Annotated in this window: 14 protein-coding genes and 1 tRNA gene; all 15 read left to right on the top strand. The window is 57.4% G+C overall.

Features of this window, described 5'->3' with window-relative positions; translation table 11 throughout:
- Nucleotides 1-382: 382 nt before the first annotated feature.
- Nucleotides 383-1525 (top strand): 23S rRNA (adenine(2503)-C(2))-methyltransferase RlmN, encoded by a 1143-nt coding sequence (rlmN, locus tag FJY67_08960; GenBank protein MBM3329581.1) that lies wholly within the window; start codon nucleotides 383-385, stop codon nucleotides 1523-1525.
- Between the two features lie 88 nt (nucleotides 1526-1613).
- Nucleotides 1614-2483 (top strand): transglutaminase domain-containing protein, encoded by an 870-nt coding sequence (locus FJY67_08965; GenBank protein ID MBM3329582.1) that lies wholly within the window; start codon nucleotides 1614-1616, stop codon nucleotides 2481-2483.
- Nucleotides 2476-3312, top strand: a complete 837-nt coding sequence (locus tag FJY67_08970; GenBank protein MBM3329583.1) for a class I SAM-dependent methyltransferase — start codon at nucleotides 2476-2478, stop codon at nucleotides 3310-3312. Before FJY67_08965 ends, FJY67_08970 begins: the two co-directional genes overlap by 8 nt.
- A gap of 57 nt (nucleotides 3313-3369) precedes the next feature.
- Nucleotides 3370-4020 carry an outer membrane lipoprotein carrier protein LolA gene (locus FJY67_08975; GenBank protein MBM3329584.1) on the top strand — a complete coding sequence of 217 codons (651 nt, stop codon included), beginning with the start codon at nucleotides 3370-3372 and terminating at the stop codon, nucleotides 4018-4020.
- A 108-nt stretch (nucleotides 4021-4128) separates the two neighbouring features.
- On the top strand, nucleotides 4129-5232 hold the full coding sequence (locus FJY67_08980) for a flippase-like domain-containing protein (protein ID MBM3329585.1): 1104 nt from the start codon (nucleotides 4129-4131) through the stop codon (nucleotides 5230-5232).
- A 4-nt stretch (nucleotides 5233-5236) separates the two neighbouring features.
- Complete coding sequence (gene ispE / locus FJY67_08985; GenBank protein ID MBM3329586.1) at nucleotides 5237-6067, top strand: 4-(cytidine 5'-diphospho)-2-C-methyl-D-erythritol kinase; 831 nt, start codon at nucleotides 5237-5239, stop codon at nucleotides 6065-6067.
- 21 nt (nucleotides 6068-6088) lie between these two features.
- Nucleotides 6089-6370 (top strand): septation regulator SpoVG, encoded by a 282-nt coding sequence (spoVG, locus tag FJY67_08990; protein MBM3329587.1) that lies wholly within the window; start codon nucleotides 6089-6091, stop codon nucleotides 6368-6370.
- 4 nt (nucleotides 6371-6374) lie between these two features.
- Nucleotides 6375-6447, top strand: a tRNA-Gln gene (locus tag FJY67_08995).
- Nucleotides 6448-6483: 36 nt separating this feature from the next.
- Nucleotides 6484-7425: a ribose-phosphate pyrophosphokinase gene (locus FJY67_09000; protein MBM3329588.1), complete on the top strand. Its 942-nt coding sequence runs from the start codon at nucleotides 6484-6486 to the stop codon at nucleotides 7423-7425.
- Nucleotides 7426-7494: 69 nt separating this feature from the next.
- Nucleotides 7495-7734, top strand: coding sequence for a hypothetical protein (locus FJY67_09005; GenBank protein ID MBM3329589.1), 240 nt, complete (start codon nucleotides 7495-7497; stop codon nucleotides 7732-7734).
- A complete protein-coding gene (locus tag FJY67_09010; GenBank protein MBM3329590.1) occupies nucleotides 7731-7901 on the top strand; it encodes a type II toxin-antitoxin system VapC family toxin in 171 nt (56 codons plus the stop codon). The genes FJY67_09005 and FJY67_09010 overlap by 4 nt, the downstream gene beginning before the upstream one ends.
- A 417-nt stretch (nucleotides 7902-8318) precedes the next feature.
- Complete coding sequence (locus FJY67_09015) at nucleotides 8319-8945, top strand: 50S ribosomal protein L25 (GenBank protein MBM3329591.1); 627 nt, start codon at nucleotides 8319-8321, stop codon at nucleotides 8943-8945.
- A 48-nt stretch (nucleotides 8946-8993) separates the two neighbouring features.
- The gene (locus tag FJY67_09020) at nucleotides 8994-9554 is read left to right on the top strand and encodes an aminoacyl-tRNA hydrolase (GenBank protein MBM3329592.1); all 561 of its coding nucleotides are present in this window, start codon (nucleotides 8994-8996) and stop codon (nucleotides 9552-9554) included.
- A gap of 110 nt (nucleotides 9555-9664) precedes the next feature.
- Nucleotides 9665-11740 (top strand): sodium-translocating pyrophosphatase, encoded by a 2076-nt coding sequence (locus FJY67_09025; GenBank protein MBM3329593.1) that lies wholly within the window; start codon nucleotides 9665-9667, stop codon nucleotides 11738-11740.
- A 20-nt stretch (nucleotides 11741-11760) separates the two neighbouring features.
- Nucleotides 11761-11874, top strand: a 114-nt coding sequence (locus FJY67_09030) for a DUF2442 domain-containing protein (protein MBM3329594.1), incomplete at its 3' end; no start/stop codon positions are given.

Below are 11874 nucleotides of genomic sequence, written 5' to 3' on the forward strand. Positions count from 1 at the left end.
GGAGGCTACTACATCGGCGGATCGACGTCATCCATCGGAGCAGGCGGGACGGACTTCTGGCTCTTGAAACTGGGACGGGATCCGGTCGCGGTGCAGAAAGACCAACAATCTTTGCCGCCGCAAACGCCGCGCTTGCTGTCACTCTACCCCAATCCGTTCAACCGTGAAGCCGTGATCCGGTTCGACCGGCCGCTGTTGGGCGGGGAATTCGTCGAGATTGCTGCACCCGATGCCAGAATTGTCGGGCGGTATCGACTATTACCGGGAGTGACAGACTTTCGTTGGAGGGCGGACGGCCTGCCCAACGGCGCCTATCGGGTGATCCTGCGGGACAGGACGCTCGTCATTGATAACCGGGGCTTGATATTTCTGAAGTAAGCGTGTGAATCGTCTGGTCTTACCTCTGAAGGTCACAGGCAGCGTTCCGGTCGAGACACCTCCGACGCCACCTGAAAGACTGCTTTTGCTCGGTCTGAACCGGCTTGAACTGGAGCAATTTGCGGAGCACGCTGGTCTGCCGAAATATCGCGGGCGGCAACTCTATGAGTGGCTTTACAAGAGGCGCGAGCCGGAGTTTGCCCTGATGACCGACCTTCCGGCGAGTCTCCGGATGACGTTGGACGAAATGGCAGTGGCCGATCCAGTTCAGGTTGTCCGGCGGAAGGAGTCGTTCGACGGGACCGTCAAACTGCTTCTTGAGATGGGCGATGGTCAACGCGTCGAGGCGGTGATGATTCCGGAAGGTGAGCGAATCACAGCCTGCCTCTCGTCGCAGGTAGGCTGTGCAGTCGGATGCGGATTTTGCGCGACCGCAAGGCTTGGATTCAAGAGGAATCTCTCCGCCGGGGAGATCGTTGGGCAACTATCCGCCCTCGAGCGAGCCTTTGGCCGAAGGGCAACGAATGTTGTGATGATGGGAATGGGCGAGCCGCTTCTGAACCGAAATCAGGTCTTCAAAGCGGCAGGGTTGATTACGGATCCGGAAGGAGTCGGCATTTCTCGAGGAAGGTTCACAATTTCGACAGCCGGTTGGCTGCCGGGGATACGGGCGATGACTTCGTCTCTGGTTTCGCGCTCGCGCACAGATGAATGCGTCTTGCCAAGGGTCAATCTGGCTATATCACTTAACGCGACGACGGACGATGCGAGAGTTAGGCTTATGCCCTTGGCCGGTCGGTATCCGCTAAAGGAGATCGCATCAGCAGCAGCTGACTATGGCCGGGCTTCAGGGACGCAGGTGGCGTTCAGTTACCTGCTCCTGGCGGGTGAGAATGAGAGCGATGACGATGCCGGTCGGCTGGCAGCGCTCGCCAAACACCACGGTTTCAAGATCAATCTGATGGACTACAACTCTGTGGGCGAGGGGTTTAGCCGGACGACGGCGTCGCGAGCCGAGGATTTCTTTGTCCAATTAAAACGCAACGGAGTCGATGTAACTCTTCGCACCAGCCGGGGAGCCGACATCGCCGCTGCATGCGGTCAATTGGCAGGTGAAGGGCCGGGAGGCTCGTCAAGTGATGGTTAGAGTTTGATCTTTATGCCGGTCTGATGTCGATCGAGTATAGGTAGCGAGCAGAGCAACAGCAAAACACCACGTCTAACAACAGGCAGAAATGGGCAACAGAGGGAATGCTGCCGCTGCCGGCCGGAGCCGGTGGCTTCTTGTGCGCGGTCTGGTAGTAGGGGGGGCGTTTGCTGCCGGAAGTTCGTTCGAGGTGACGCCGCTCCTCTGGGACTTGGGGCCAGCCAAGGAGACCCGGCAGTTCTACTACAACCGCCCGATCAACCCGAGTCTCATCATGTTGCGCGAACAACACCGACTCGATTCCATCGTAGCCGGTGCGACGTCCGATCTCGAACGCGTGCAGAGGATCACCGACTGGGTGCACCGTCAGTGGAAACATAAGGGCGACTGCCCTCCCCAACCCAATGACCCGACCGCGATCCTTCGCGCAGCACAAGCCGGTGGCGAGTTTAGTTGCCGTGAATATGCCTATGTGACAGCAGGGTGCTTAAATGCCCTCGGCATTCGGAGCCGGGTCGTCGAGATCATGCCGAAGGACGTTGCAGTGCGCCCGGCGGGAGCATTTCATGTGGTCTGCGAAGCATTCCTCAATAATCGTAAGAAGTGGGTGATGGCAGATGCCCAGTGGAATGCCGTGCCGACGGTGAAGGGCTATCCCCTCAATCTGGTGGAACTGCAGGCTGTCCTGGTGCGTAAGACGGGCGGACTCGACTTCGGTGGGATTGCCCCCGAAATGGCACAATCCTATGCCGAGGGGATGCTGCCCTATATCTACTTCCTGATCACTCCCTTCGACCATCGCATTGCCGGGACCGCCTTGCCGAGACCGGTGAAAGGACGACTAATGCTAGTGCCATTGGGGGTGCAGGTTCCCGCCTACTTCGATTCAGCCCTTAGAAACGGTTTGGTGAAGACGAGTAATCTCGGAGAGTTTTACGGAGCGCCGAAACATGGCTGAAGGGTCCAAGACAAAGACCGTATCTGGAACACGGGACTTAGGATTCACTCCGGGAAGTTACTGGAATGAACGACTAACCCGGAACTTCAATCTGACTGGTGTCGGCTATCAGGGCTTGGGAATAGGATTCAACAGGGTGACTTATCACCTCCGACGAATCATGTTCAGGAGCGTAGTCAGTAGGTTTGGTTTGGCCAAGGTCGATCGCGTAATCGACATCGGCTCGGGCACGGGATTCTATTGCCGCCTTTGGCTTGATGCTGGTGCAAGGGAAGTGGACGGTGTTGACCTTGCAGAAGTTGCTGTGGAAAGTCTGGGCAGGCTCTTCCCCCATTGCAGATTTCATCACCTGGACATAGGGCGGGAGTTGCCCGCTATGTTGAAGGCCCGTTTCGATGCAGTCTCAGCCTTCGACGTGCTGTTCCACATAGTTGACGACCGACTGTGGCGGAATGCCATATCGAATTTGGCAGACCTGCTGAGACCGGGTGGTTATCTCCTTCTCTCCGAGAGTTTTCTACATGGTGCCGAAATGCGAATAGAGCATCAGGTATCGCGTCGGCTGGAGACGATCTATGAGACCCTTCAGGCAAATAGGCTCGAAATTGTCGAACGGCGTCCGATGTTGGTCTTGATGAACTACCCTGTTGACAGCGACAGCATAATACTGAGGACTCTTTGGTGGGCCATTACCTTCACGGCTTGGAGATCAGAGGTGTTTAGTTGGTTTTGGGCGCTTCTGCTCTACCCCTTGGAGCGGATTCTCTTGCTTTTCGTTCGTGAGAGTCCAACGACTGAAGTCCTGGTGGCCCGCAAAGTAGTTAGTTGACTCGAGGCCATAGGTTATGAATCAGCATCATCAATGCGCGAAAACAAATAGAGATCTATGAAACGCAATGCCTCAGGTCTGATCGCCACACTCTTCGTGTTGTATTCAGTCATTGACCTTCCGGCCGCTACGCCCAATCCCAATACGGCACTGAAGGAGTTGCGGAAGAAGTATAAGGATGTGAAGGCGCTTGAATGCCACTTTCGGGAGATATTCGAGTGGGCCATGACTGGCGAGACGATTGTCCGAGAAGGGACGCTTGCCGTAACTTCCGATGACCGGATGCGCATCGAGACGCCCGAACAGTTGATCGTCTCCGATGGCAAGACCATTCAGCGTCTCAACCTCGCGCGTAGCCAGATGATGCTTGAAGCGACCGGCAAGACCAGCGAGTCTTCGCTGCCGCGCAAGTTCCTGCTCGAGTTCACTTCCAACTTCGAAGCCGGTGAACTAACTCCACTGTCGGTTGAGAGTCAGAAAGGCTATCGACTCGACTTGATCCCCAAGGATAAGCAGGAATCACTCCTTAACGGCGCGTCACTCTGGGTAACGGAAGCCGACCTTGTCGTGCGACGCATTCGGCTTCTCGACCTGAACAACAACTCCACCACCTACATCCTCACGGATATCCGATTCGACAAGATTCCGCCTGAACGGTTCAATCTCATCGATACCCCGGAGGGAACGGAGGTGTTCGATCTGCGGTGATAGCCATGCCCGGACGGATGGTTGTCCGGCATTACGATGGGACCCCAAGGCCTTTATCCATCTAACGATTGAACAACTGAGCGCACTAATCCCCGGACTCAACTTTCAATGACCCGTCATCGCGCGGCGCTCGGAGTCGGGCTAAGTCTATTCTTCATCTATCTTGCGGTCTTTGAGCCGGACTTGAAGGGCTACTTTGGGGGGCAGGAGTCGCTTTTCAGTGCACTCTTTAGCCATGGCCGGATCGACTTCACTCATGTCTGGGAGATACTTGGTAGGATCCAACTTTGGCCGATCGTAGCAAGCATACTTCTGACTCCGGTCCACGTCTTCCTTCGCGGATACAGATGGCGGACAATGGTCGAACCGGTGGTAACCACCGACCATCCCCGAATGACTGCATTCGACGGCTTTTCGCTGCATACCGTAGGCTATCTTGCCAATGCAGCGCTTCCGCTCAAGGTCGGCGAGGTCGCCCGGGCGGTATTATTGGCGCGAAGGATCGGCATATCGCGCTCGACGGCTATTGCGACGGTGATCCTCGAGCGAGTGATCGATCTCCTGAGCCTATTGCTGCTGATTGCGGTCATCTGGTTCTTCTTTCCGATTCCGAAGCGCTTCACCGATGCAGCGTTGGTGCTGGGGCTGGTGTCGTCGGCGATCTTTGCACTCTTTGCCTATTTTGCTACGTCGAAGAAGCCGTTCAAGGGGCTGTTCGGCCGGCTTTTCGGCAGGGGCTTGATGGGTCGTCGGGCACGACGAATGATAGAGCGATTCATCGTCGGCCTCTCGGTTCTTCGCGCCAGCCACCACCTGCTTGGGGTGTCACTCTGGACGCTGGCGCTCTATGTGATCTACGCCGCGCAGGTTTGGCTGATGATGGAAGGTTTTGGATTTATTAGTGCTTATCCTCTGATATCTGCTTCGCCGGTGGTAGCCTGCTTCGTCATACTGATCGTCGATTCGATTGCCATCGCCTTGCCTTCGGCGCCGAGCGCGGTAGGGACCTTCCACGCCATAACGCTGCTTGGACTATCGCTTTTCGATGTCCCGGCCGACCCGGCGATGGGCTTTGCGATCGTTCAGCATCTCGGCGTAACCCTATACAGCTTTGCGTTTGGCATACCATGTCTATGGCGGGAAGGAGTGAAACTGGCAGAACTAAAGGGATCGATAATAGAAGAACGAAGAGGGAAGGCTGTCGATCACTGAGCCAATGGTGCTGAAGGCATATGCCAAGATCAACTTGGGACTTCGGGTAGGGGCACGGCGGCCGGACGGTTATCATGAACTTGAGACCTTCTTCCAACGGATCGATCTGGCTGATGAGATCGAACTGACACCGGCAGAAAGTGTAACCTATGACGGTCCGAAGTTGACCGAGACGGACGAGGCCAACCTCGTCATCCGGGCGGCGAGGCGATTTATCGCGACCTTCAGTGGGTCAGGAGCACACATCAAACTCCGCAAGCGGATCCCGGTAGGTGCCGGTCTGGGAGGAGGCTCGAGTGATGCTGCAGCGGTTCTGCGCGGCATGGCTCGCACAAACGGAGTGGAACCCAAAGACACGCGCCTCTTTGAGATAGCCCTGGGGCTAGGCTCCGATGTACCGTTCTTCCTGCTCGACCGGCCTGCCGCGATTGGTCGGTCGCGCGGGGAAGTCTTGAAGTCGGCGGAAAGCCTTCCTGAGAAGACAAGGGTCGTCATTCTCTGGCCCGGTTTTCCGATTTCTACAACGTGGGCTTACCGGAGCCTTGATGAACGCTTGACTTTGGGAACCGAAGGAACTAACATTAGTGTTCGCAACTTTTCGGAGGGGACGACCGAGCGGGACCATCTTCGGAACGACTTCGAAGCAGTGGTCTTTGCAGCCCACCCGGAACTGTTGGAAGCACGCGACCAGCTGCTGACCTTGGGTGCCCGAAATGCCGGGCTCTCAGGCAGCGGGTCGGCGCTCTATGCGGTCTTTGACGATGAGGCGCGGGCGGGACCGGCGGTTCTAGGCTGGCCGGCCCCGTGGCTCGCATTTCTCTGTCGTCCTTGTTAAATACCCGGAAGGACGATTGCGATGGAGATCACCGAAATCAACATCAACCTCCGCGAGGAGGACAAGTTGAAGGCGTTCGTCAACATCACGTTCGACGACGTTTTTGTCATTCGCGGCTTGAAGGTGATACTGGGGAACAGCGGTCTGTTCGTCTGTATGCCTTCCCGCAAGATGCCGGATGGGTCCTACAAGGACATCGCCCATCCGATTTCGAATGAGTTTCGCCAGAAGATGGAGTCGCTTGTCCTAAGCGAATACCACCGGCTTTTGGCGGAAGGCGCGGGTGTGGGCACGCCCGAATAGCAACTGGGGCGTCGCCAAGTTGGCAAGGCACGGGGTTTTGGTCCCCGCATTCGGAGGTTCGAATCCTTCCGCCCCAGCAGGCGCACCTATCCCTAACGATCCCGGGGACGGAGATGAAACTGTTCAGCGGTTCGGCCCATCCCGCGCTCGCCGACAGCATCGCCGGTTATCTTGAACTTCCGGCGGGCGCGATCGACCGGCGAAGGTTCTCGGACGGGGAGTTCTGGGTCAAGTATCAGGACAACATCCGCGGTTCGGATGTCTTTCTGGTGCAGCCGACTCATCCTCCGGCGGAGAACCTGATCGAACTGCTTATTATGGCCGATGCGGCGCGGCGCTCGTCGGCGGCGCGGATCACCGCAGTCATCCCCTACTTCGGATACGCCCGGCAGGATCGCAAGGACCAGCCTCGCGTCGCCATCACGGCGCGGCTGATGGCGAACCTGATCGAAGCGGCGACGGTTGACCGTGTGTTGACGATGGACCTGCATACTCCGCAGTTGCAGGGCTTTTTCAACATCCCGGTCGATCACCTCTACTCGTCGGGGATATTCATCGACCACTTCCGGCGCATAGCGGGCGACAACCTTGTCGTGATATCGCCGGATGTGGGCGGGATTGCCCTCGCGCGCGCCTATGCGCAGCGGCTTGGGGCCGGCCTGGCGTTCATCGACAAGCGGCGGTCGCGACCAAACGATGCGAAGGGCTATGACTCGGAGGTGATGAACGTGATCGGCGAGGTCGAGGGCCGGGTGGCGCTCATCATCGACGACATCGTAGATACGGCAGGAACGATTTGCAAGGCCGCCCAGAAACTGCGCGATCTCGGCTGCACCGCGGTGCATGCAGCTTGCACCCACCCGCTCCTGTCGGGACGAGCCGTCGAAAAGATCTCCGATGCCGGTTTCGAGCAGTTTGTGGTGTCGGACACGATCCCGCTCAAGGACAACGCGCGGGAGAGCGGCATATTTACGGTGCTCTCGGTGGCGGGACTCTTCGGCGAGGCGATCAAACGAATCCATGTGGGGGAGTCGTTAAGTGTGTTGTTTACGTAGGATTCTCGTTTCGTCATTCCCGCGCAGGCGGGAGTCGCGTCAAGGAATGTAATCAACCGGTTTCATCAAATGACCTGGACCACTACTATCGACGAATCCGGCAAGATCAAACTGCCTGACGACCTCATCGAAAAGCGGTCGATCAAAGCCGGTCAAAAGGTACGTATCGTCGAGTTACCCAACGGCTCATTGCGCCTGAAAATTGGGCGGGATATTATGGAACTCGCCGGGATGCTGGATGGTAACGGGATACATTTGAGTTTGGGGGAGATAAACAATATCATTGCTCGACAAGGGCGAGAAAAGTGATCGGTCTGGATACAAATGTTCTACTGCGATTCATTGTTCAGGATGATCCCGAACAAGGTGAGAGAGTGGGCAATTATGTGGCCAGATTGCGGGATGCCGGCGAGGTCATGTATGTCACCGATGTAGTATTATTAATGGGTGCAGATAATTGTGGTTTTCTCAAGTAGGGCAGGCATTCCTGCCTGCCCTTTGGACGGACATTCTTGTCCTCCATGATGAGAAGTTCCAATTAGGCAAGGGCGGACAGGAATGTCCGCCCTCCAAGTCAACTCTTCTCTGCACTGATTAGTAATAATACGCGCCAGCTGAGAGTGATTATCGATGAATGTACGAATGAGTCTGTTGAAGAAGTCCCGGCATCATTCCGGCGCAAGCCGGAATCCAGACTGGATGCTGACTTTCGTCAGCATGATGCGTGCTTAAAGCAAGCCTTGCTCAGACTTTTATCAACAGACTCAGAATAGTCTTTTACTGGATTCCCGTTTTGACGGGAATGACGATGAATGTAGATTCTTTGTATAGCACTTGATCACTCGATCACTTACTAACTAAATGGTAGCACTTTCTCACTTTCGCACTTTAAAATGTCTGATTCTATCCTGAACGCTTCGACCCGAGCCTCGGGCGGCAAGGGCGCAGCGCGTAAGACACGCGCCGCCGGCCTTGTCCCGGGTGTCTTCTACTATCATGACGAGAACATCCCGGTCGAAGTGGATCGGATCGATCTCTCGCGACTGCTCCGCGGCCGGCACAAACTGGTCAGCCTTGCCATAGACGGCACGGGCCCGCGCGAGTGCGTCTTCCGCGAACTGCAGCGCCATCCGGTCTCCGGCGACGTGCTCCACTTCGACCTGCTCGGGGTTAAGCGCGGCGAGCGGGTCACTGTCACAGTGCCGGTTCGTCTCACCGGGACTCCGGTCGGCGTCAAGGAAGGCGGCGGCATCCTCGAGCACGGCGTCTCCGAGATCTCGATCGAGTGCGAACCGGGCGATATCCCCGACTTCATCGAAGTCGATGTGGCTGCGCTTGCGATTGGACATTCGATCCATGTCAGCGATCTGGACTACCCGCAGTTGCGCTTCCATCAGGATCCGCATACCGTTGTCGCCCACGTCGCTTCGCCGACGCTGGTGCGTGAGGAGTCTGCTCGGGCTGCGATCGAAGGTGCCGAGGGAGCGACTCCGGCCGCCGAAGCCGCGAAGTCCGAGTAGCAAGTCGCGCCCGCCACGTCAGTCTCACCTGCGGTTAAGACGTTACCGATCCGGCTCGTAGTCGGGCTCGGCAATCCCGGGCCTCGATACGAGAAGACGTGGCATAACCTCGGCTGGATGGTGGTCCGTGAACTGGCACGACGCCAAGGCGTTGAACTGAAGGTCGGACGGGGAGCGTATCTTCTTGCCGAGGCGGGAGGTGTCGCAATGATGCTCCCGACGACCTATATGAACCTGTCGGGTGAGCCGGTCGCGCGATGGCTCAGGTATCACAAGGTCGAGCCTTCGCAGGCACTAATTCTCCTTGATGATCATGACCTGCCGGTCGGGAGGCTGCGGATTCGGGAGTCTGGTTCGGCGGGCGGTCATCGCGGGCTTGAAAGTATCATCAGATGCATTGGTACTGATGCCGTGCCGCGGCTGCGAGTTGGCATTCGAGGTGATGAGCCTCCAGCGGAATTGGCCAACTACGTGCTAGACCAGATTCCGAAGTCGAAACAGGGACTTGTGGAGCTAATCGTCGAACGTGCCGCAGATGCCGTTAGTGCCTGCATCACCTCTGGAGTCCTGACCGCGATGAACGAATATAACGGTCTAAGTATCGAATAGCCTTCGATTGCGGCCAGGCAACGGATGGAGTTGTCATCAAAGCACAGGAGAGAATTGACACTCCCCTGACCGGCGGCATTTTCATAAACATCATCATTATCACCGGTTTAATGAACTCCTATCTACTTATTGCACTTCTGGGCGGACTGGCCGCCCTTCTCTTTGCTTTTGTCAAGTCGAACTGGATCAAGTCGCGCGAGGTCGGAGACGCGCGGATGGCCGAGATAGCCGGCTACATCCGGACCGGGGCGATGGCGTTTCTCGGGCGTGAATACCGGGTGCTCGGCATTTTTGTAGTAATTGTTGCCGTGGTGCTCGGCGTTGTCAATGGCGTCGCCGGAGTGTCAAGCAGTCTGGTGTCGCTCTCGTTTGTTGTTGGCGCGGTCTGCTCGGGGCTCGCCGGGTTCTTCGGGATGCGGGTAGCGACGTTGGCTAACGTCAGAACCACGCAAGCCGCGCGGACGAGTCTGCCCGGCGCCTTGGCAGTTGCCTTTTCGGGTGGATCGGTGATGGGGATGGTGGTCGTAGGACTTGGCGTCTCGGGTCTCGCCGGGCTCTTCTTTCTCTATACCGGGGCGCTTGACTTTGCTTATGGGACCGAGGCCGACCTGCAGCGCCTTCTTTCGACAGTGACCGGATTCTCCCTTGGCGCATCGTCGATTGCCCTATTTGCCCGCGTCGGAGGTGGAATCTATACCAAGGCTGCCGATGTGGGAGCCGACTTGGTAGGCAAGGTCGAAGCCGGCATACCCGAGGATGATCCTCGCAACCCGGCGGTGATCGCGGATAATGTCGGAGATAATGTTGGCGACGTAGCCGGCATGGGAGCTGACCTCTTTGAGTCGTATGTTGGCGCGATTGTCGGGACGATGGTGTTGGGAGCATTCTATAACCTTAACCTGGTGATACTTCCGCTGATTCTGGCGGCCGTAGGAATCGGCGCCTCGATCCTTGGCACGTTTGCGGTGCGGATGAAGGAGGGTGAAGGCGGCAATCCTCAAGCGGCGCTCAACCTTGGATCGTTTGGTGCAGCAGCGATCATGCTGTTGGTCTCCTATCCGGTGATCAAGTACTTCCTGCCCCAAGCGGCGCACTTCACCAGCAACCCGACCAACACACTGGTGAGTGGGCTGACGCCGGGAGCGGTTTTCCTGGCTTTGGTGATCGGACTTGTGGCCGGGGTCGCTATCGGGCTCTTTTCGGAATACTACACCGCTGAAGCCCGTCGCCCGGCGCGCAATCTGGCAGGTCAAGCCAAAACCGGCGCCGCGACGGTGGTCATCGCCGGGCTCGGTTTGGGGATGCTCTCGACGGCATTGCCGATTCTGACACTGGGGGCCGGCATCTATCTGGCGTATCACTTGGCGGGGCTGTACGGAATTGCCATTGCGGGGTTGGGGATGCTCTCGACGACCGGTATTCAATTAGCCGTCGATGCCTATGGGCCGATTGCCGACAACTCGGGCGGGATCGCCGAGATGTGTCACCTTCCCAAGGAAGTCCGTGCCCGGACCGACAAGTTGGACGCTGTTGGTAATACAACTGCGGCCATCGGCAAAGGCTTTGCCATTGGCTCGGCAGCCTTGACGGCGCTGGCGCTCTTCAGCGCATTCCAAGCCACGGCCGGCGTCACGACAATCGATGTCTCAAAACCGGACGTCATGACCGGTCTTCTGATCGGCGCGATGCTCCCGTTCCTTTTCGGGGCCTTGGCGATGAGGGCGGTCGGAAATGCGGCTTACGAAATGGTCGAAGAGGTGCGTCGGCAGTTCCGCGAAATCACGGGATTGCTCGAAGGAACCGGGAAGGCGGACTATGCGCGCTGCGTCGATATCTCGACCGCTGCTGCGATCAAGCGGATGGTGGTGCCGGGTTCGCTCGCGGTGGTAGCGCCGATCCTCTTTGGCTGGTGGTCGGCGGAGGCGTTGGGTGGCTTTTTGGCGGGTGCAACGGCGTCTGGGGTGATGCTGGCGATCTTCATGGCTAACGCAGGTGGAGCGTGGGACAACGCCAAGAAGCACATCGAGGGCGGCGCCTATGGCGGAAAGGGCTCGGATGCTCACAAGGCAGCGGTCGTAGGGGACACGGTCGGCGACCCCTTCAAGGACACCGCCGGCCCGTCGATGAATATCCTGATCAAGTTGATGAGCGTGGTAGCGCTGGTAATCGCGCCGCTGTTGAGGTAGATCCCTCTTTTGTACTTTAAATGCGAAAAATCCAATCAGTAGAATATCTGAGCGGCTACCATATACGCCTGACGTTTGACGATGGTGTAATAGGTGAAATCGACATCGAGAAGCAGTTATCCTTCGATGGGGTC

Source organism: Calditrichota bacterium (assembly GCA_016867835.1).
Classification (GTDB): domain Bacteria; phylum Electryoneota; class AABM5-125-24; order Hatepunaeales; family Hatepunaeaceae; genus VGIQ01.

Bases quoted from the DNA above. Each gene is read 5' to 3' on its own strand.
- FJY67_08965 (MBM3329582.1), top strand. From the start codon at position 1,614: ATGGGCAACAGAGGGAATGCTGCCGCTGCCGGCCGGAGCCGGTGGCTT.
- FJY67_08970 (MBM3329583.1), top strand. From the start codon at position 2,476: ATGGCTGAAGGGTCCAAGACAAAGACCGTATCTGGAACACGGGACTTA.
- FJY67_08975 (MBM3329584.1), top strand. From the start codon at position 3,370: ATGAAACGCAATGCCTCAGGTCTGATCGCCACACTCTTCGTGTTGTAT.
- FJY67_08980 (MBM3329585.1), top strand. From the start codon at position 4,129: ATGACCCGTCATCGCGCGGCGCTCGGAGTCGGGCTAAGTCTATTCTTC.
- ispE (MBM3329586.1), top strand. From the start codon at position 5,237: ATGGTGCTGAAGGCATATGCCAAGATCAACTTGGGACTTCGGGTAGGG.
- spoVG (MBM3329587.1), top strand. From the start codon at position 6,089: ATGGAGATCACCGAAATCAACATCAACCTCCGCGAGGAGGACAAGTTG.
- FJY67_09000 (MBM3329588.1), top strand. From the start codon at position 6,484: ATGAAACTGTTCAGCGGTTCGGCCCATCCCGCGCTCGCCGACAGCATC.
- FJY67_09005 (MBM3329589.1), top strand. From the start codon at position 7,495: ATGACCTGGACCACTACTATCGACGAATCCGGCAAGATCAAACTGCCT.
- FJY67_09015 (MBM3329591.1), top strand. From the start codon at position 8,319: ATGTCTGATTCTATCCTGAACGCTTCGACCCGAGCCTCGGGCGGCAAG.
- FJY67_09025 (MBM3329593.1), top strand. From the start codon at position 9,665: ATGAACTCCTATCTACTTATTGCACTTCTGGGCGGACTGGCCGCCCTT.